At 48.3% G+C, this 21,308-nt stretch carries 15 protein-coding genes and 1 tRNA gene; 9 read left to right on the plus strand and 7 right to left on the minus strand.

The genetic code is table 11. The features are described 5' to 3' along the window. Positions 1 to 61: 61 nt before the first annotated feature. Positions 62 to 1,324 (minus strand): cell division protein ZipA C-terminal FtsZ-binding domain-containing protein, encoded by a 1,263-nt coding sequence (locus tag J3U67_RS03755; RefSeq protein ID WP_267391613.1) that lies wholly within the window; start codon positions 1,322 to 1,324, stop codon positions 62 to 64. 107 nt (positions 1,325 to 1,431) lie between these two features. Continuing rightward, positions 1,432 to 2,016 carry a 1,6-anhydro-N-acetylmuramyl-L-alanine amidase AmpD gene (ampD, locus tag J3U67_RS03760; protein ID WP_267391566.1) on the minus strand — a complete coding sequence of 195 codons (585 nt, stop codon included), beginning with the start codon at positions 2,014 to 2,016 and terminating at the stop codon, positions 1,432 to 1,434. A gap of 236 nt (positions 2,017 to 2,252) precedes the next feature. Between ampD and J3U67_RS03765 the strand changes: the two genes are divergently transcribed. Then, positions 2,253 to 2,328: transfer RNA gene (locus J3U67_RS03765), tRNA-Phe, on the plus strand. A 211-nt stretch (positions 2,329 to 2,539) separates the two neighbouring features. On the opposite strand, the gene J3U67_RS03770 is transcribed toward J3U67_RS03765, so the two are convergent. Continuing rightward, positions 2,540 to 2,929, minus strand: a complete 390-nt coding sequence (locus J3U67_RS03770) for a MarR family winged helix-turn-helix transcriptional regulator (protein WP_267391565.1) — start codon at positions 2,927 to 2,929, stop codon at positions 2,540 to 2,542. Between the two features lie 69 nt (positions 2,930 to 2,998). Further along, positions 2,999 to 3,430 (minus strand): hypothetical protein, encoded by a 432-nt coding sequence (locus J3U67_RS03775; protein WP_267391564.1) that lies wholly within the window; start codon positions 3,428 to 3,430, stop codon positions 2,999 to 3,001. Between the two features lie 377 nt (positions 3,431 to 3,807). On the opposite strand from J3U67_RS03775, the gene J3U67_RS03780 reads away from it, so the two are divergent. Then, the gene (locus J3U67_RS03780; protein ID WP_267403877.1) at positions 3,808 to 5,679 is read left to right on the plus strand and encodes a non-ribosomal peptide synthetase; all 1,872 of its coding nucleotides are present in this window, start codon (positions 3,808 to 3,810) and stop codon (positions 5,677 to 5,679) included. Positions 5,680 to 5,747: 68 nt separating this feature from the next. Here the strand turns inward: J3U67_RS03780 and J3U67_RS03785 are convergent, their stop codons facing one another. After that, positions 5,748 to 7,841: a condensation domain-containing protein gene (locus J3U67_RS03785; protein ID WP_267403878.1), complete on the minus strand. Its 2,094-nt coding sequence runs from the start codon at positions 7,839 to 7,841 to the stop codon at positions 5,748 to 5,750. A gap of 426 nt (positions 7,842 to 8,267) precedes the next feature. On the opposite strand from J3U67_RS03785, the gene J3U67_RS03790 reads away from it, so the two are divergent. The 5 genes from J3U67_RS03790 (at position 8,268) to J3U67_RS03810 (ending at position 14,276) form a co-directional block, all read left to right on the plus strand. After that, on the plus strand, positions 8,268 to 9,209 hold the full coding sequence (locus J3U67_RS03790; protein WP_267391561.1) for an ABC transporter permease: 942 nt from the start codon (positions 8,268 to 8,270) through the stop codon (positions 9,207 to 9,209). Beyond that, on the plus strand, positions 9,209 to 10,153 hold the full coding sequence (locus J3U67_RS03795; protein WP_100151897.1) for an iron chelate uptake ABC transporter family permease subunit: 945 nt from the start codon (positions 9,209 to 9,211) through the stop codon (positions 10,151 to 10,153). The genes J3U67_RS03790 and J3U67_RS03795 overlap by 1 nt, the downstream gene beginning before the upstream one ends. Continuing rightward, a complete protein-coding gene (locus J3U67_RS03800) occupies positions 10,150 to 10,920 on the plus strand; it encodes an ABC transporter ATP-binding protein (protein ID WP_100156536.1) in 771 nt (256 codons plus the stop codon). The genes J3U67_RS03795 and J3U67_RS03800 overlap by 4 nt, the downstream gene beginning before the upstream one ends. A gap of 2 nt (positions 10,921 to 10,922) precedes the next feature. Next, positions 10,923 to 11,909, plus strand: coding sequence for a siderophore ABC transporter substrate-binding protein (locus J3U67_RS03805; protein WP_323811361.1), 987 nt, complete (start codon positions 10,923 to 10,925; stop codon positions 11,907 to 11,909). Positions 11,910 to 12,011: 102 nt separating this feature from the next. After that, positions 12,012 to 14,276 carry a TonB-dependent siderophore receptor gene (locus J3U67_RS03810; RefSeq protein ID WP_323811360.1) on the plus strand — a complete coding sequence of 755 codons (2,265 nt, stop codon included), beginning with the start codon at positions 12,012 to 12,014 and terminating at the stop codon, positions 14,274 to 14,276. Positions 14,277 to 14,333: 57 nt separating this feature from the next. On the opposite strand, the gene basC is transcribed toward J3U67_RS03810, so the two are convergent. Together basC and J3U67_RS03820 are read right to left on the minus strand one after the other, a co-directional pair. Next, positions 14,334 to 15,650, minus strand: coding sequence for a putative histamine N-monooxygenase (gene basC, locus J3U67_RS03815; protein ID WP_267403879.1), 1,317 nt, complete (start codon positions 15,648 to 15,650; stop codon positions 14,334 to 14,336). A gap of 59 nt (positions 15,651 to 15,709) precedes the next feature. Continuing rightward, positions 15,710 to 18,556: a condensation domain-containing protein gene (locus J3U67_RS03820; protein ID WP_267403881.1), complete on the minus strand. Its 2,847-nt coding sequence runs from the start codon at positions 18,554 to 18,556 to the stop codon at positions 15,710 to 15,712. A gap of 214 nt (positions 18,557 to 18,770) precedes the next feature. Between J3U67_RS03820 and J3U67_RS03825 the strand changes: the two genes are divergently transcribed. Continuing rightward, the gene (locus J3U67_RS03825) at positions 18,771 to 20,384 is read left to right on the plus strand and encodes a (2,3-dihydroxybenzoyl)adenylate synthase (protein ID WP_267403883.1); all 1,614 of its coding nucleotides are present in this window, start codon (positions 18,771 to 18,773) and stop codon (positions 20,382 to 20,384) included. Positions 20,385 to 20,416: 32 nt separating this feature from the next. After that, positions 20,417 to 21,292 carry an isochorismatase family protein gene (locus J3U67_RS03830; protein ID WP_267403884.1) on the plus strand — a complete coding sequence of 292 codons (876 nt, stop codon included), beginning with the start codon at positions 20,417 to 20,419 and terminating at the stop codon, positions 21,290 to 21,292. The last annotated feature ends 16 nt before the right edge of the window (positions 21,293 to 21,308 follow it).

Raw genomic sequence — 21,308 nt, forward strand, 5'->3', positions numbered from 1 at the left:
AAAATGGCAAACCCCATTCTGCGGCTTGCCATCTCTTCTTTAATTAAAATCTCAGGCAATATCAGGAAAACAGTCTTTTTGCCAGTTCACTTCCGGGGTCCAGCTCAACTTGCTTCATTTCTTTCTGCCGGTCAATCACATAACGGCGCACTTCTCGCAGCCATTCAGTGGATAATTCTTCCACTTTATCATTAACCAGATCCAGACCCAGCTGACTAGAAAGCTTAACTGCCATATCCATAAACTGATCAAAACATTTTTCGCCGTTCGGTATATGTACTATATCAAATAACATACTGAATCCACGATAATTTTGATTTGCTAACAAAGTGGATGTAAACGGCGTGTTATCCAAGGTAACAATATTAAACAAAGGTTCACCATCACTACCGGCATAAAAGAACGCCCCATCGTGCCCAAGCTCAAATCCCTGTTTTTCCACCGCCGTGCGCAATTCCATTCCACTAACATTGCTACGCGATACTAGATGAATGGCAATGGTCTGATCAACACGGGCGCACAGCTCATCGAGCGGCCGCGCCACATCGAGGAAAGTGTTAATATCAGTTAACAATAACTGACCATCCATCTGCTCAGCGAAGCGATTTGCCTGTTCACCAAAATGCGCCAGCTCTTCATGGGTCAGCAGACCGCTACGACTGATTGCCTGTAAACCAACCACAAATCCCTGATAGTAAACACTAGGAATCGGCTCGGCTATCTGATACCGGTCGTCCATGGTGCAGCCCACCAGCCTAAAACGGGAACGGCTGCTCAAGCGCGGCATAGCATGCAATTCTTTCGGTTCGTACAAAGCAATATAAGCCAGATAATCAAAACGAACATCAAACCATGGCAGTGGCTGTTTGGACATATCGTGTACGTCCAGCAAAGTTTTACGTCCTTTTACTGCAACAGTACGTGATAATGGCACCATCGGGGCACGTTCAGATGTATTCCCTGCTGCAATCTCTTCAGAATCCGCTGCCGGCACAGGCTCTACCGCCTCAATGATTTCTTCTTCCGCTGCCAGCTCTTCAGAGGCTTCGGGCACGACGTTTTCACCGGTAAATATGGTTTCAGCCTGCGCCGCCACAGCATCTGCAGCTTTATCCTCCTCAGGCTCTGGCACCATGGCTTTGGTATTCAGCACCGACTGTGCTTCTGCACCATCGCGTACTGAATTTACCTGACTGTCCAGTAAAGCATCTTTATTGGCATGACCAAACTGATCACGCAACTGCTTGCGGTATTGGCTTTCCTGATAAATATTATAGGCCAGTACCGCCAGAATAATGGCTGCACCCACCACCAGCACAATCAATACAGAATCACTCATTACATTCCTACTAGACAATTTGCGAAAGCCGCAATTTAATTAACAGTTAACCGGAATTATAACCAAAAATACCACCCACAGGCAGCTTTAAGCTACAAAGGCCATTGATAATCCGTTATTACTGGCAAATGATGCTCACAGAGCCGCGGCCACTGAAAAAAATGCCCTGGGTCAGACTTACGTCCCGGCGCCACATGCTGATGACCAGTAATTGCGCGTATCGGATAACGGACACATAATGCTTGCAATAACTCAATTAGCTGTGCATATTGAAACTCTGTAAACGGCTCAAAATCGCAGCCTTCAAGCTCAATACCAATCGAAAACGCATTACAGCCTTCTCGCCCCTCAAACCGCGATACGCCCGCCTGATATGCTGCATCATCACAGGATACAAACTGCACTAAAGCACCACTGCGCTCAATCAAGAAATGACTGGATACGCGCAAAGCAGTAAGCGAGCGCATAAAATCATCCGGTTCATCCGCTTTAATCTGATTGGTAAACAGCCGCTGTACTGCTTCCTGTCCGTATTCAAAGGGTGGCAGGGAAATATTATGTAACACAATTAGCGATATATCGGCCGGCTGCGGGCGGGGACTAAAATTCGGCGACGGTGTATGCGTACATTGCTGCCACCAGCCATTTAACCATTGCGGCTTATCTTCGCCCTGCATCTGTTTCGCCTTTGTGATAAAAAATGCTTACCTTAATACAGCTCCGTTTACCCGTCCACTATTAACCAAAAACCAGACCTAGAAAGCATTTAGAGTGGAGCATTGGCTGCCAATATAGCAGGCAAAATGTCATGAATCAGATTTTTCTGTTACAGAAACAATCATATAAACAACCAAACCAATAAAATACTTGCCAAGCACGCTAATATCTGGTTTAATGCGCACTCTTCCCCGATGGCCAGATAGCTCAGTCGGTAGAGCAACGGACTGAAAATCCGTGTGTCGGCAGTTCGATCCTGCCTCTGGCCACCATTAATAACCGCCAAGAGCGGTTATTTTTTTGTATTCAATAAAACAATTTTTATTCAAATATAAATCAATCTTTGATCATAATTGTGGCAAATTTTTCTATAATTTGGGGAAACAATGATTGGCAATATCAGCCAATTGCCATATAAATGATGTTGGTATAATTAACATTTTAAGTCTACTATAGTTAAAGTAAACCGAAGAAAACTTAGTTTTAAACTTTCAACAGGGCTAAAAGCATCTGATGGAAGCGGTTTTTATTTTTCCCTAATGCCGCGAAAAACTGCTGGTCTATGTGCTCGACTAGAGGCACGGTTTGATTGGCCTTGTCGAAGCCGGCTGGTGTGAGGGTAATGGATTTGGCACGGCTGTCTCTGCTGGAAACGCTGCGGATGATATAGTCTTTTTTTTCTAGATTTTCCAGTATCTGTGAGATGGTCATGACGTCGATATTGGTTTTATCGGCGAGTAAGACTTGTGTGATTTCTTGCTCATATTGTGACAAATAGGCAAGTGTGGCCAGTACGATAAACTGGGGATGGGTGATGTGCTGCTGTTTGAGACAATTTTTTATTTGGTTGTGCCAGGACGAATAAGTTTTCATGAAAACAAAACCAATTGAATCGCTATCTTTGGTAAATTGTGTATGAAATTTATTGTCCTGACTCATTTTTTAGTTCTCGACGAGATGTTTCAATGCGTATGCTTTGTCCATAATATCATCAGAGATTTGTTTTAGAAAATCACGAGTTGCGGCATCATCAAGTTTTTCATCAGGAATGAGCGCAATTTCAGCTTTTAAGGCATATTGGTCTTTTGATAGCTGCACTATCTGATGGGAAAAATATAATAAGCCGATATCGGGCATATTAAATTCTTCAGTAAATTCCTGATTGGTTATGACTTTTGAAAGTGTTACAGGCATTGCGGGCATATGCTGAATTTTAAACATGCCCTGTACGCCGGTTTTGAGTTCGCCTGTGAGGCGAAATTCTTCTAGATCGGTTTCCCACTGCTGTCTTAATGCGATTTCAGTGAAGTAAGGCCAGATTTTTTCTGGTGTAGCTGTGGTTGGCAAAGTGAAAGTGATTGCTATTTTGTCCATTGTTTTCCCTTTTTAATAAGTAAACTTATTATATGTATACTTAGAATAAGGAGCAACAAAAATATTGTTGTGATTTATTCCTGCTAAATGTTTGCGGCTGTTTATGTTTTATACAAATCTGCTCTTTCAGCCAATTTGTCCCTACTCTTCTGCGTCTGGCAATTATTACCTGCTGAGTTTGACAAGATATATCTGACAATCAGATACGATTAGAAAAATATTTATAAATCATACCGATATTTATAAATGAAAATAATTATTATTATCTTTTAAAAAGCGTTAATCATGTATAGAATGTGTTTGTCTGCAGGCAGTTAACTGAGCGGGCAATGCTTGATGGCTGCCACTGTGTTTTCACGATAATGGGAGAAATTGATATGCAATCTGACCAAGCCGCGCTACAACAACCCTACCCTTCTGCATCAGATGACTATGTACCGGACGGATTGCATACAGAGGGTACAGGGGAGCAGGTGTTTGATTTTTTAGACCGTATCCGGCGTAATTTGTTTGCGGGTGCGGTGGATAAAACGGCACTCTTTTATGCTGGTCAGGCCATTAGTTATCCACAGATGGGTGAACAGGTGGCCAGATTCATGCAGGCATTGCAACAAAAAGATTTACAAGCTGGCGCGGTGGTGGCGGTGTGTCTGCCTAAAAGCGCGGAGCATGTGTATGCGGTGGTGGCATGCGCGCTGCTGGGCATTATTTGGTTACCGGTGGATATGGACGCACCACCGGCACGGCGTATGTATTTGCTCGACAATAGTGAGGTTGATGTCGTGATTGCACAAGCGCATATTGCTGGTCGGCAATGTATTGTGCTGGATGAGCTACCGTCAGCTCCGTTAATGCCGATGGCGGAATGCCGCTACCGGCTGGACAGAAGTGCGGCTTATTATTTGTATACTTCCGGCAGTACGGGGGTGCCGAAATGTGTGGTTCTGAATAATCAGGCTACGGCGAATGTGCTCGAACACACAATCGACAGGTGGCAAGTGCGGCAGGAAGATGTGTTGATGGCGGTAACGCCATTTCATCATGATATGTCGGTATTCGATGTGTTTGCGGCGATGGCTCAGGGAGCAACGCTGGTAGTACCGACAATAATGCAGGTGAAGGATGCGTGTGCATGGGCTGAGCTGGTGGCCGAACACAAGATTACAGTGTGGGTGAGTGTACCGGCAATTGTGGATATGCTGTGCAGTGTGGCACGGCCGGAGCAATTACAATCGTTGCGGCTGGTGGCACAGGGAGGTGATTATATTAAGCCTGCTCTGATTGAGTATTTACGCCAGCAAGTACCACAGGCTCGTCTGTTTTCGCTGGGGGGGCCGACGGAAACCACTATCTGGAGTATCTGGCATGAAATAACAGCACAAGATGTGGATGTGATTCCTTATGGTCAGGCTTTGCCACACAACCGTTACTATATTCTGGACGAAGCATTGCAGCCGTGTGCGCTTGGTGAGGTGGGGCAAATGTATATGTCAGGTGTGAATCTATCCAATGGTTATCTGCTTAATGGGCAGATGCTGACCAATGATTTTGTGCCACTGGACTGCGCAGGCGGAAAAGTTGCATTACGTATGAGTGATCTGGGCTATATCCGTGAGGATGGCAATATTATTTTTGCGGGGCGTACGCAAGGTTATTTGAAGATTAAGGGAGTACGGATTTCGGCGGCAGAGGTGGAAGCGGTGCTGGCTAAATCCGGCGGCCTAGCCGATAGTGTGGTGGTGGGCTGTACGCATCCGGTAACAGCGATGCAGGAACTGGTGGCCGTGTATAAGCTGCCGGCGGGGATGGAGGATGTGGATATTTTGGCGTTGAAAGAACATCTGCTGTTGAGCCTGCCTAAATCACATATTCCGACACGCTGGCTGGCGGTTGAGGAAATTCCGCTAACACGCAATGTGAAAATTGACCGCAAGCTGGTTCAGCAAATGGCACAGGAACAGTTGTATCCGTCTGCACCGCAGGCTGAGACCACTTCAGTGCAGGAGCAGACTCTGGCTGCGGATATTGTGGCTATTTTCCACGACTTCCACTCGCAATCGGCTGCCAGTACCGAAAATATCACTGGACACACTGAGATTCTAGCGATGGGCATGCGACTGAAACAATTGATGCAGGTGGCTGACCGGATTAAAGAGCAGTTTGATATTAAGCTTGAGGCGCCGTTGCTGCTGCGTTGTAAGACGATACAGGATGTGGTGCGACAGGTGCAGCAGAAGATGCAGCATTAGTGTTAGAAAATAATATCAATAAAGTGCTTAAAGTAGATTTAAGCACTTTATTGTTTTGGGACTTTGGTTTAGCGACCAGCTTTGATGACAGCCTGAGCGGCCAATTGCAGCAATAACTGTTGTATTTCAGCGGCAATGCGTTGGACTAATGCGCTCGGGAAGCGGTGTGTCTGATAGGTGATGATCATGCTCAGGCTGGGCTGGTTGTTGATGAGGTTTTCCATGATTTCGAAATGCAGGCCAAACATGGATTCATTGCGTTCGGGCAGTATTTGCCGGTAGGGAACCGTACCCTGTGGGGTGTTGAGCTCACCGTTGAGGGCGTTGCCGGAGTGGATGTGGATGTATACGTCAAACATTAAGCCCTGATTATCGGGGATGCCGATGGCTTGCTGGATATAGTTTATCGGGATATCTGCATATTCCATGGATTCGTTGATTTGCTGGCTGGTGGCAGCTAGCAGGGAATCGAATGTCTGATGCGGACTAAAACGGATACGGTGAGCCACCATGGTGGTGAAGTAGCCGACGGTGTCAAAGTAATTTGGGTCGGTACGGCCGGAAGCTGAGGTGCCGATAACGATTTCTTGTAAATCGCCCTCTTTTTGCAGCACGCTGGCGATGGCGGTGTAAAACACGCTGAAAATAGAGGCGTGGTGGGTTCTGGCAAAGGCAGAAATTTGTTGATGGAAGGTGTGGTCGAAACTGAGTTGCAGCCATTCTACCTGTGGGATGCTGTTGCCGGTTGCGGGGACGGCTGTTTTTAGGTTCAGGCCGGTAACGGCTCCTTGCAGACGGCTGCGCCAGTATTCGAGGTGTTGCGGGTCGATGCCGTGCAAACGTTGCTGGCGTGCAAATTCATGAATACTCGGTACGCTATTTGGCCATTCAGGCGCTTTACCTTGCAGGCGCGCGGCGTAGACAGTGTTTAAATCGGCCATGATGGTATTTAGAGACCATTCGTCGATGACCATGTGATGCACGAGAAAGGAAAGAATGGTGTGGCCGTTTTTGGCTTTTAATAACCGGATTCTGAGTGGCAGTTCGCGGGTCAGATCAAACTGGTAGGCTGCTTCGCTGGCTAATGTGGCGCCGGTGCTGTCGCTGCTTGGCCAGAACCAGTGGTATTGCTTTAGTTCGGCTACAGGCACGGTGTATTGTATGGTTTGCTTTCCATCACTGCGAAATAGTGTACGCAAACCAACGTGGCGGATGATTAAATCCTGAAAAGCCTGATGCAAAGCTTCTTCATTGATTGGCTGCTGAAATTCTACAGCAAAGGGTAAGTTATATATGGGACTAAAGTTGAAGGCACGGTAGGCCTGCCATAGAAAATCCTGTGCCAGTGTTAGGGGTGCCTGCTCATCCGGCTGTGCTTCAGTGGTGTTGGCTGGTGCCTGCTCTTGCCGTGCGACGGTAGCCAGTGCACGGGCGGTGGGTGATTTGAAGAAGTCGTTGAAGGTGAGTTTGACGCCGTGGTTGTTTTGTAGGTTGCCAATGACGCGGGTAGCCAGCAGTGAATGGCCGCCAAAGTCGAAGAAGTCATCGTCCGCTGACATATCCGGCTCAGCCAGTGTGTTTCTGAACTCGGTCAGAATAAGGTCAGAAATGGCACTGTTAGCGTGTGCCTGAACCATGGTGTTGAGGCCGTCTAGATTAATGGGAATCAGCTCGGGCGGGCGGGTAGAATGACTCAACTTGGTGTAATCAGCCATTATTTCTTCACATAGTTCTTCGGTTGTGAATGATTGTGAGAGTATTGGATGGAAGCGAAAGGCCAGTGTAACGCCAGTGCTGGTGCTGATGATATCGGCCAAAAACGGGGGCATGCTTTCTGGTTGCCATTGAAGCTGCGCCAGAGTAGTTAATAAGCCGGCAACGCTGTCTGAGTCTGTCTGCTCATGATGTATGCAGGCTGTCCAGTCTGTGTCTGGATATTTGTATAAATCGCCATCATCGGTGAATTCGTAACGGGTATTTAAATCGGGATGGTTGCTGAGCAGATTTTGAATGCTTTGTTGCAGGATGGCAGTATCCGGAGCAGGATGCATCTGCCATGCTGTGAGCTGATATTTTATCTGCTCCGGTTCCTGCAATTGCTGCATCCAGATGTATTCTTCGTGTTCGGTTGCGGGTGATGGTGCTGTTTGGGTGTTGAGCATGCTGTTTAACCTCTCTTGTCTTGACTATGCTAAGTGAGTAAATGTTAATTGATGGCCGTTTATTGGTATAAAAAGCCAATAAATTAACTTTTATTAACTATTTGAGGGGCTTGTGTCGGTGTTATTCTGCTTTTGAAGCTAGATTGTTTTTATTGTATTAATAAGACTTTACATATAATTTAGCAATATAATACAATTGATTCTCATTTCCATCAATAATAATCGGTGTTATCTATTTTGGGCATATGTTATGAATCATGTGCTCATGAGATAAGAATTCAATACACCTTCTTGAGGAGAATCAATGCGCGGGCGGTTTCAGCCAGAGCAGGCGCAGAATTTATCCTGCCGGCTTGCAGTTTTTCTTATTTTCAATTCAATGTCGATAGCAAGGTGCTGTTGTCACGCTGATAAGGCTTTAGGCTGATGTATCGCGCGCTGACGGCTGTGTTTATCAGTTTGTGCATTGTGTCTTTGCTGGTAGGCTCAGATCCGGTGTCATGGTCGGGCTTACTGGCCGGTGCCGAGGGTGACTGGCTGACGCTACGCGCCAGCCGTCTGCCGCGCCTGATAGCCATTATTCTGACGGGTATGGGGCTGTCTGTTAGCGGGGTGATTTTGCAACAGATTGTCCGCAATAAATTTGTGGAACCGGAAACGGCTGGCGGGCTGGATGCGGCTAAGCTGGGCATTCTGGTATCGCTGGTGCTGCTGCCTTCAGCCGGTGTGTTCAGCAAAATGCTGACTGCACTGCTGTTCTGCTTTGTAGCCGGTGCGATTTATATTTTGATTGTTGCCAGAATCCGTTTTCAACAAGTTGTGCTGATTCCGGTTATCGGGCTGATGTATGGCTGTGTGCTCAGTGCTGCAGCTGAATTCTATGCTTATAAATATAATCTTCTCCAAAATGTGCAAGGTTGGCTAATGGGTGATTTTGCCCGTGTGGTACAGGGGCATTATGAGCTGCTGTATGTGCTGATTCCGGTGCTTGTGCTCAGCTTTGTGTTTGCTCAGCGGTTTACAGTGGTGGGCATGGGGGCGGAAATGGCCACTAGTCTGGGTGTGGGCTACCGGCGTACGGTGGCGCTGGGGTTGCTGCTGGTTTCGATAACGGTGGCTGCCACGGTAATTACGGTGGGATCGATTCCATTTATTGGGCTGGTGATTCCAAACTTGGTAGCGCTGAAATATGGTGAACATTTGGCTAAAACCCTGCCACTGGTGGCGCTTGGTGGTGCCTGCTTGCTGCTGTTGTGTGATATCTGCGGCCGTCTGCTGATTTATCCGTTCGAAGTACCGATTGGGCTAACAGCTGGAGCGGTGGGCGGCATTGTGTTTCTGTTACTGATTTTGCGGGGGTTACGCTGATGAACCGTCGCTTCTGGATACTATGTGCCTGCATTGTCGGACTGGCGTTGTTTTTTATGCTGTATGACTCCGGCTTTGATGTTGATTATGTACTGCCCAAACGCCTGTTGCGGCTCGGAACGATTCTGCTGGCAGGTGTGTGCATTGCGGTGTCATCGGTGGTATTTCAGACATTGGTGACCAACCGTGTTCTCACGCCAGCAGTGATGGGCTATGAATCGGTTTATCTGTTTTGGCAGGTGCTGCTGCTGTTTTTTCTCGGACAGAGTGGTTTGGGGCTGCTGGGACTCAATGGCAATTTCTTTGCTTCAATGGGTCTGATGCTGTTGTATTCATGGCTGATTCATCATTTTCTGCTGCCACGCGCACGGCAGAATCTGTGGTTATTGCTGTTGTTTGGACTGGTGCTGACGATGGTGATTACGACGCTGACGCAGTTTATTGAGCTGAAAATTAGCCCAGGTGAATTTTCGGTGTTTCAGGGTATTAATTATGCTTCGTTTAATCATTCGGAAATTCAGACTCTAATTTATGCAGCAGTAGCGATGCTGGTTGTGGGCAGCTTGGGCTACCCGTATCTATCCACGCTGGATGTGATGGCACTGGGTGAAGAACAGGCTGTGTCGCTGGGAGTAGATTACGCACGTTTTGTGCGCTGGGGATTTGGTCTGATTGCGGTGCTGGTAGCGGTATCGACTAGTCTGGTAGGGCCGACGGCATTTATGGGTGTATTTATTGCCAATATGGCTTATGCCTTTGCCGGCCATTTTCAGCATAAACGCATTCTATGGTTTGCCAGTGCGGTGGCGGTGGCGGTGTTTCTGGTGGCGCAGATTCTGGTGGAGCATGTGTTCAATTATAAGACCACGGTCAGTATTTTAATTAACCTGATTTGCGGGGTGTATTTCCTGCTGCTGATTGTGCGTCATCGGGGAATGGCATGATTGATATTCGGAATATTTGTAAAAGTTATGGCCATAAGCCGGTGCTGAAGGATATTAATCTGCAGCTGCCGCTGCATCAGGTAACGGCATTGATCGGGCCGAATGGGGCAGGTAAATCCACACTGCTCATGATTCTGGCCCGTTTACTATCCCCTACTTCGGGCACGATTCTGCTGGAAAAGCAGGATATCGCTGCCATCCGGACTGCTGAATATGCCCGTCTGGTGGCAACGCTGCGCCAGTCGACTTATTTCGGCCTGCGCCTAACGGTAAAGGAGCTGGTGTCTTTCGGCCGTTTTCCGTATGGGCACGGGGTGCTGTCTGCACGCGACCATCAGGTGATAAATGAGGCCATTGATTTTTTGGGGCTGGGTGCGCTGCGCGATGTGTATATCGATGAATTAAGTGGCGGTCTGCGCCAAATGGCTTTTTTAGCAATGACGATTGCACAGGAAACACCGATTCTGCTGCTGGATGAGCCGCTAAACAATCTGGATATGAATCATGCGGTACAGATTATGTCAGCGGTGCGGCGGCTGTGTGAGGAGCAACAAAAAACGGTGATTATGGTGGTGCATGATATTAATTTTACGGCCAATTATTCTGATTATATTGTGGCCTTAAAACAGGGACAGGTGTATTTCAGCGGGGCTACTCATGAAGTCATAACAGAAGAGCGTTTGAGCGGGCTATATGAACTGGAATTTGAAATCAGTCAGGGTAAGCATGGTTATGTGTGTCAGTATTTTCATACGTTGAAAGGATAAATATGAACGGGAAACTCAGAAAAAGTGCACTCGGTGTGCTGGGACTGACGGCGGTGATGTCTCTGCTGGCGGTGAGTGGATGTGATAAGCAGGCGGCACCGACAACCGCCACACCGGTACAAATGCGTGCCCAACCACTGGTTATCAAACACCAGCTGGGTACCACCACAATTAATGATGTGCCACAGCGGGTGGCGGCGCTGGATATGAATGAAGCAGACTTTCTGGATCAGCTCAATGTGCCGATTGCCGGCATGCCTAAGGATTTTATTCCGCATTTTCTGAAAAAATATCAAAATAATCATGATGATATTGCGGACTTAGGCGGTATTGTGCAGCCGAATATGGAGCGCATCCATACCTTGAAACCAGACCTGATTTTAATGACTCCGATTCAGAAAGACCATTATCAGGAGCTGAGTGAGATTGCACCCACGCTGTATTATGAAATTAATTTCAATAACAGTGAACACGGACATCTAGACACAATTAAGAACCATCTGCTGACGCTGGGTAAGATTTTCAACCGTGAAGAGCTGGCAAGCACTAAGGTGGCGCAGTTGGATGCAGAGGTGAATAAAGTACGCGCGGTAACAAAAGGACGGCCGGAAAAGGCGCTGGTGGTACTGTACAACAATGGTTCTTTTAGCAATTACGGGGTGGATTCCCGTTACGGCTTTATTTTCAGCGATCTGGGAGTAAAACCGGCCAGCAATGACACCAGCACCACGCTGCATGGGCAGCCAATTTCCAGTGAGTTTATCAAACGGGCTGACCCAGACATTCTGTATATCATCGACCGCACTTCGGTAATGGAACATCAGCCAGTGATTACGGAGGCTCAGGTAACCAATCCGTTATTGCGCGCCACCAAAGCATGGAAGAATAAGCGCGTGGTTTTTGTGGATGCCGATGCCTGGTATACCACTGGTGCCAGCCCTACTTCGATGCGTTTGCTGATGCAGGATGTGATGAAAGGTTATCAATAATACTGATAACGATTTCACAACCAAACCCTTATCAGCCTACAGGAATCAACTACTGCCAATAAATTTAAACATTTTTGTAGACTGAATTTTCAGGAGAAATTGATGGGTAAACACACGCATCACCGCAGGCAGGATGGCCTGTCTGCGCCCCAGAAACGCGATAGCCGTGGCTTACAAGCTGCTGCTTTTGCACCCAAAGCGCTGCTACTGAGTATGGCCAGTGCCATGCTGATGTATGCGCCGGTGCTGTATGCTCAACCGGCTGATGATGAGGCTAAAGCAGCGGTGAGGAAAGCTTCTACTACTAAGGCACAACCTTCCGGTGAAGCCAACCTGGCCGAAGTGGTGGTTGAAGCAGGACAAAGTAGCACTTACCCCGGCGGCCATGTGTCTAAAAACAGTCGTATTGGTTTTCTTGGCAATAAAACAGCAATGGAAACGCCGTTTAATACGGTGAGCTATACGGATAAATTTGTTGAAGACAGTCAGGCACGCAATATTACAGATGTGATTGCAGCTACCGACCCATCTGTTTTTACCAATGGGGCAATTGGCGGCTGGAGTGAAAATTACTATATTCGTGGTTTTCAGTCTGATACCAATGATATGTCGATGAACGGGTTATTCGGTATTGCGCCATATTACCGTACGCCACCGGCCATGTTTTCACGGATTGAGGTTCTGAAAGGACCTTCTGCGCTGCTGAATGGTATGCCGCCGTCCGGTTCGGTGGCGGGTACGGTTAATCTGGTATCCAAACGCGCCGGAGATGAACCGCTGCTGCGAATATCACCTACCTATATGTCTGATTCGCAATGGGGCGGCACGATTGATGCCAGCCGTCGGTTTGGTCAGGACAAACAGTTTGGTATCCGTGTCAACGGTGTGTATCAGGATGGTTCCGGACCGGTGAGGCAGCAGGATCTGAAAACGCAGCTTGGTTCGATAGGAATGGACTGGCGCGGCCACCGAGCCAGAGTTTCAGCCGATGTGTATATGGCTAATGACCGTGTGGATGGCGTAGTGAGGGGGATCAATCTGGGCAAGATAAAAGATGTTCCTGCACCGCCAAACCCGAAAACGCTGGTCAATCCCGACTGGTCTTATGTCAGCAATAAAGACCGCGGTGCAATGATGCGGGCTGAATATGATTTTAACGATAACATCACGGCTTATGCAGCGTTTGGTCGCAGTAAAACCAAATATGAATACAACGGTGCCACTTCTTCTGAGCTGCTGGACAATAAAGGCACCATCAATACGATGATTGGCCAGCTAGCATTCGATGTGGATAAAAAATCCGCAGACGTGGGTTTGAAAGGTCAATTCAATACCGGTCCGGTGGCACATCAGTGGGTAATGAATACCACTTATTACAAACATGATGAGCATGATTACGGGGTGAGAAGAGTAGCCGGTGCTGACTGGATTACCAATATGTATCACCCCAAATGGGGCAAAACGGTACCGTTCAATAAACCACCAATTTCAGTCAGTACGCTTGAGCTCACCAGCTATGGAGCGGCCGATATCATGTCTTTTCTGGATGAAAGACTGCAACTAACACTGGGGCTGCGTTATCAGGAGGTGAAAAGCGATATGTTCTCTCCCGGCTATAAAACGCTGATGACTCATTACAAAAAACATGCTTTAACGCCCGGTACAGCACTGCTGTTTAAAGCCAATGACCATATATCGCTGTATGGTAATTATATACAAGGGCTGACAAAGGGTGATTCGGCGCCAATTACGGCGGCCAACTACCCGAAAGTATTTGCACCGTATAAAACCAAGCAGGCTGAGCTGGGGATTAAATTTGATTACGACAAGCTGTCACAAACCATCAGCCTGTTCACCATTAAAAAACCCAGCAGTTATACGGATGTGGTCACCAATATGTTTACCTCTGGCGGCCAGCAGCGCAACCGTGGTATTGAGTGGAGCTTTATTGCCACGCCGATTGAAAATGTTCGTCTGATGGGGGGTGCCAGCTACATTAAACCGGAGCTCACTCGGCTAGCCAAACGAGATAATGAAGGCAATATGGCCACTGGTGTGGCCAAGGTTCAGGGCAAGCTGGGTGCAGAATGGGATATCCGTGCCGCTGCTGGTGTTGTGACCCTATCTGCCAACGCCACCGCTGTATCCAAGCAATACCTAAATCAGGAAAATACTTTATCTGTGGGCGGTCACACTGTCTATGATGTGGGCGCCCGCTATAACGCTAAAGTATCCGGCCATCCGTTTACGGTACGCGCAGAAGTGAAGAATCTTACCAATAAAGCTTATTGGGGCATGCCACGCCTGTCGAATCTATCGCTGGGGGCACCACGTACATTCTATGTATCTGGTTCATACGATTTCTGATTTCCTACCAGCCATCAAAAAAAATCGCCCGCAGGCGATTTTTTTTGGCTATGAATTTTATTCTGGTAAACCATAGCGCTGAAAAGCTGAATATTCTGGTACCTGATAGTAGTTTTTACCCAAGAGTTGATTAACAATTACGCCATTACGGGTAGCGCCCATACCTAAATCAGGCGACCCAACACCCTGTTTGGCAATTTCAGCATTCTGAATAAAAACTCTTCCTTTGCCACCATCGCAGCGAACGGCGGTAAAGTCTTCGTTGATCAAATAATCATTCTGATCATCAGTTTGCAGCACTGTACCTTTCAATTCTTCAAACCATTGCGGCCATTGATGACTGTAGCCGGTAGCGGCAACGATGGCATCGGTTTGGATGGTTTTGTGCTGATTCAGCTGGGTGTGCAGGCAAGTCATGTTTATCACGCCAGACGGCTGTACTTCCACCGATTGCACGTCACAATTGGAATATAGGCTTAGACCAGCAGGCGCACCAGCAATGGTACGTTCATACAGCAAATTATAAATGTCACCAATGGTGGTAAAGCTGATGCCCTTGTATAGTTGTCCCTGATTGGCGCTGATTTCCCGCCGTTTCTGTGCGGTTAGCGTCTGGAAATACTGCATATACACCGGTGTGAAGCATTCTTGTCCGAGCTTAGAAAATTCCATCGGATGAAAGCCGGCAGAGCGGGTAATCCAGCGGATAGAGGCACCGGCTTTGATTTGCTCCGGCTGCAATGCGCGATACAGCGCCAGCACGCATTCTGCGGCACTCTGCCCTGCTCCAACTACGGTAACTTGCCTACATTGCTGCAACTGCTCCTGCATGCTAAGAAAGTGGGCGGAATGTTGAATTAAAGGATGGTTGGATTGTTTCAACCAGTCTGGTTCATAAGGCCGAGTACCCACGCCGATAGCAATATCCTGACTACAATACGTTTGTTTTTCGCCTGCGGCAGATTCACTTTCAATAATAAATTTTTGCTGTTGACGGTCGTAATTGACCGCGGTAACACAAGCATCGAAATGGCAGGACGGTAGCTGGCTGACCGCCCAGCGGCAGTAATCATCATATTCCTGTCGCGGAATCAGGAAGCGGTCGTAATAGCAAAACAGATACAGCCGTTGCTGCTGATGCAGATAGTTGAGATAGCTTAAGGGATGGCACGGATCGGCCATGGTCACTAAATCGGCCAGAAACGGCACTTGCAAGGTGGTACCGGGTATTAATAGTCCCGCATGCCAGTGAAAGGTGGGGGTTTTATCCAAAAACACTGCGTTGACTTCAGTATGACGTGACAATAAAGCAGCCAACCCCAGATTAAAAGGGCCGATACCAATACCAGCCAGATCGGTTTGTTTCATATCCATGTTTATTTCATCCCTATGTTAACTAGACAATATTCAAATGTTTACTGCGGGTATTATCTTTACGCCATGGCCATGGCTGTATTAATCAGTTGCGCCACTTCCTCAATGTTGCGGCAGCCAATGAGCTGACGTGGATTCAAAGCCAGTGCGAATGTTTGATTTATCTGGCCGGTAATGGCTTTCACATGAGCCGGACGCAAGCCCAGCTGGGTGAATGGTTGCGAGATTTGTATAACGCACTCTGGAGCAATATTCAGAGTTTCACGATAGATATGCATCAGTTGCTGATGCTGCGCGGAAATAACAGCCGATTGTTGTGCATTCAGAAAATGCGGCGGCGGCAAAATGGATTCGATGTTTACCAGCCCACTAGCTGCCACCTGAGTGCAAACACTAACTAATACTTCCAGATAGTCTCGGACAACTGCATCACTGATGGCTTCCTGAGCATAGTCAACGTTAAACACCAATGCGCCATCCGCGCCAAGCATAAAACGGATATCCATGGCTACTTGTGGTGTTTGGGTCAGACCATTGACAAAGTGAAGCGGAATATCTGCCGGTAACGTTGGCCATGACAGACCATTAGTAATCACTACCGGCAAAACCGGTGCCTGTCCATGCTGCTCAAATAGCATACGCGCCAGCTCCACACCAGAAAACGCCAGATGCTGCAAACCCTCGAGCGTATCGGATTGTAATTTTTTGGCCTGTTCGATGAATCCGGCTTCTGCTTCCCATGTGGAGACAATAAATGTGGACTGATTAGACAATGCACCCTTATATAAGGGCAACACCGGTACCGCCACAGACAGCAATTCTGCTGTTTGTTGGCCGCGTGACAGTACTGCCAGTATCAGCGCCGTTAATAAGGAATTCTTAAACAGCCCCTGCTGAGCGCCCATGCGGCATAAGGCGCGAAAGACGGGTTCGGATACAGCTGCACTCTGGCGCACATAGCGTGAAGTCACCAGTGTGGCCAAAGGCTGTTTCCATGGTAGTTGCGCAATTGAGTTGATAGCTTGCAGGCGCTGCTGCCAGTAGGCTGCGTCCTGAGCCACCTTGTATTTATCCGGCAGCGCTACACTTTCCGACATGCCAATAGCCGGCAAGGGCGTCGTGGTAAACAATTCCCGCATCAATTCAGCAATGGCTCGTCCATCCAGAATCAATGCATCAAAGCGCGCAAACAGCACAAACTGCTCATGCTTTAACTGAAATAGAGTGATATCCCATGGTGACTCATTTAAATCAAATATGGCCTGCTGATAGTGCTGGCGCAAGGCATCGATTTTTGCTGTAGCCTCTGCTGGCTCGTCTTCACACAAATTGATTTCAGTGAGATTTATCACTGCCTGCTGGCTCACACGCTGGACACAACGGCTGGCATCGATATAGGTGCGTAGACTGGCATGATGCTGCACCATATCAGCCAGACGCTGCCGAAAGCGCGGTAAATCCAATGTACCGGTATATTCACGAAATTCCTGCATAGCCACGCCACCCAGCGCAAATGTGGTGCTGCGCCCCAGTAAATAGGCTTTTTGCAAAGGATTCAGAGTAATGACATTCTCATTATTTTCATCTGGATACAGCAGCTGATTGAGTGCTGGCAACGGCTGGGTAAAGCGCTCTGGCTCCGCAATCAAGGTATTTAGCAGAGTTAAACAGCACGTAAATAGTTCATTTACCCAGTCTTCCGGCAAGGCATCTAAACGCACATCCCAGTTTATCAGTAGCTTATCCTGTATTTGGACAAACTGGGCGTCTAGCGCTACCTGTGGCCCTTGAGAAATACACCAGTCCATGCTGCCAAACAGCTCATGTACACGGCTGGAAAACAGATTTTTTTCAGGCATATCCACTGCGGCAGTAAATACGACCGGTGACATTTGCGGGGTGGTGTGATGGCGCGACAGAAGCCGCATCACATTCACGCCGCTAAACTGCCGGTGATCCAGACACTGACGCCATTCTGCTGCCACCTGCCGGCAGAATGCAGACAAACTGGAGGCAGAAGTCATATCAATGTTCAGCAACACCATATCGGCAAAATCACCGATGGTGCGTTCAATATCAGGCACGATGGGTTCGCGCCAGAAAAATGGCACATTCAGCCGGTAAGCTAAATCTTTGGTTTTCTTGCCCAGTGTATAGGTAAAAATCCCAAGCATCAGTGCGGAAAAAGTCAACTCATGTTGACGCGCCAGTTGCCGTAACTGTAGATTTTGCGCTGCGTCCAGGGTAGCACTCAGCCGCGTACTCTGCGCCGCTGCCACAGCAACTTCTTTCAACGGCAAAGTCGGGGCCGGTGCCAGTGCGGCAATGCGCGCTTGCCACCATGCACGGGCACGCTGCTGCTGTTGCTGTTCATACCGGTTTTGCTGCAACTTGCAACGCCAATCGTAAAAAGATGCAGGCGGTGGCAACACTGCTCCGCCATCTGCATACAACTGCGCCATATCTTCCATCAGGATGCGAAAACTGGACGGGTCTACCGCAATCATATCGGTATCGATATGCAGACGGAACGCATCGGCACCCAGCAGACTGAGCGAAAAGCGCGCTGTCTGCGCTTTTGCCAGATTCAGCTGCTGATGTGTCCAAAGCCGGCGTTTGCGTTCCAGCATTTGTTGCTGTTGTGCCGCAGATAAATGTAAAAAATCATCTATTTCCAAAACATTTTCCGGCGGTTCATCCCAAAAACTAATCTCTCCCGCCTCATTAAGTTGCAGGCGCAGCAGCTCATGCCGCCGGTACAGATTTTCGATAGCATGCCTGAGTTTATCTGCATCGATATGGCTGCCATTGAATTCGGTATACAAATGAGCAGCCACACCACCCAGCATGGCACCATGCGCCCGCCCAAACCAGCATGCAGCCTGCATTGAAGTAAGTTCACGCATTATTTCTTTACTCTGTTGACAAATTTACGATTTTTGACGATGATACATGTAAATGAAAATGATTACCAGTTTCATTTGTTTAATTAAAAACAAAAGTAAACTCATCAACAGAAACCGCTGAGCAGACAATCAACAGAACGTTGCAGCAGCAATAAAGTAACAATAATCAACACTCTTTGCCTGCTTTAGCCGGTTAAGCACAAAAGGCTGATAAATGATTAGCTTCACACACTGGCCGGAAGAATTTGCCCGCCGTTACCGAGACCAAGGATACTGGCTGGATCAACCGTTAACTCGTGTACTGACCCAAACGGCAGAAAGGTCTCCATTAGCCACCGCTATTATCTGTGCAGAGCGCCGCATCAGCTATCAGGAACTCAATCATTATTCAGATAACTTGGCCGCCAGACTGATGGAACAAGGATTAGCCAGCGGTGACACAGCGCTGGTGCAGCTGCCGAACTGCGCCGAATTTTATATTGTGTTTTTCGCACTGCTTAAAGCTGGCATCGTGCCGTTGAATGCTCTGTACAACCATCGCCAACATGAACTGGGCAGTTTTTGCCACCAGATAAAACCCAAACTACTGATTGCCTCCCGCCGACATGAAGTATTCAACAACAACGAGTTTCTTCAACACTTGTCCGCTCAACACCTGTCTCCCGAACTGGTGCTGATGCAGGACGCGCTTGAGAGTGACCAGAATTTAGCCGACTGGTACAGCAATCCGCCCGCCTCCTACAGCCAATTTGCCCCCACGCCGGCGGATGAAGTTGCCTTTTTCCAGCTCTCTGGAGGCAGCACTGGTACGCCAAAGCTCATTCCGCGCACCCATAATGATTACGATTACAGCGTTCGCGCCAGTGCCGAAATATGCCGCCTGAGCGCACACACACGTTTTCTCTGTGCCATGCCGGCTCCGCACAACTACATCCTCAGCTCACCCGGCGCTCTAGGCGTATTTCATGCCGGCGGCTGCGTGGTGATGGCGCCCAGTCCCGAACCGGCCAACTGCTTTGCACTGATTGAGCAGCATCAGATCAACATGGTCGCCCTTGTGCCCAGTGCCATATCCCTGTGGATGCAGCAGCCAGAACAAGAACGGCTGAAAACCCGTTCATTGCAGCTCATTCAGGTAGGCGGAGCCAGCTTTCCAGAGTCTGTGGCACGGCAGGTATTACATGTATTTGGCTGCCAGTTGCAACAAGTATTCGGAATGGCTGAAGGATTAGTAAATTACACACGTTTGGATGACACCGAGGCGCTGATTGTCAGCACACAGGGGCGTCCCATCAGTCCAGATGATGAAGTACGCGTAGTGGATGCAGACGGCAACGACGTGCCGGACGGTGAAACCGGCATGCTCAAAACACGTGGTCCCTATACTTTTCGTGGCTATTATCAGAGTCCAGAACACAACGCTCAGGCTTTTGATGCTGAAGGTTTCTACTACTCGGGTGACTTAGTGCAACGTTACAGTAATGGCTATATAAAAGTGGTCGGACGCGTAAAAGATCAAATTAACCGCGGTGGCGAAAAAATAGCCGCCGAAGAAATTGAAAAACTGCTGATTACCCATCCCGATGTCAGCGCCGCGGCACTGGTGGCCGTCAGCGATGAGCGTTTTGGTGAAAAAAGCTGTGCCTTTATTGTGTCACACAATCCGCAGTTATCCGCACTCAGCCTGAAACGCCATCTGCTCAATCTGGGCATTGCCCACTACAAACTACCCGATCAGGTGTGCATGATAGACAGCCTGCCGCTCACAGCCATGGGTAAAACCGATAAAAAACGCCTGCGCGAAAGCCTACAGCGTCATCCAGCGTAATGAATTAATCCTGAGAGAACGAGAGAAACAGTATGACGATTAGACAAATTACCGATTATCCCATGCCGGAAGCCACCCAATTGCCGCAGAATAAAACCACCTGGTTGCCAGACAGCTCCCGCGCGGTGCTATTAATCCACGACATGCAAAAATATTTTCTGAATTTCTATCAGCCTGACAGTCCGCTGATACAGACAATGATTCAGAACTTACACCGTCTGCGCAGCTGGGCAGCACAACAGCAGATACCCGTAGTCTATACCGCCCAGCCACACCAACAAAGCCCGCAGGAGCGTGCGCTTCTCACCGATGTCTGGGGACCGGGTATCACCACCGCCGCGGCAGAAGAACAGCACATCGTGGCGGCACTCACGCCAATGCCGCAAGATACCGTACTGACCAAATGGCGCTATAGCGCTTTTCAGCGTACCGAATTACATACTCTGATGCAGCAATGGCAGCGCGACCAGCTGATTATCGGTGGCGTATACGCGCATATCGGCTGCATGATTACTGCTGCCGAAGCCTTTATGCAGGATATTCAGGCTTTTTTTGTGGCTGATGCCTTAGCTGATTTTTCCCTGCAACAACACCTCTATGCACTGCAGTACGTAGCTGGTTGCTGCGGGCAGGTAACCACCACTGCCGCCTTACTACCCGAAACCGACGGACTGACACGTGCATGGTTGACACACAGAATTCAGACCTTGCTCGAAACAGCGTCCGAACCGATAGACCCCGAAGAAAACTTAATTCTGTATGGACTGGATTCATTACGCATCATGCAGTTTGCCGCCGAACTCAAGCAGCACAACATCCATATCGGCTTCGAAGCACTGGGACAGCAGCCCACACTAAACAACTGGTGGCGCCTGATTGAAGCAGAGCAGACCGCAGCCATGGTCTAAAACCACTAGCTACACA

This window comes from Snodgrassella sp. B3837 (assembly GCF_026535955.1).
In the GTDB taxonomy this organism is placed as follows: Bacteria; Pseudomonadota; Gammaproteobacteria; order Burkholderiales; family Neisseriaceae; genus Snodgrassella; species Snodgrassella alvi_E.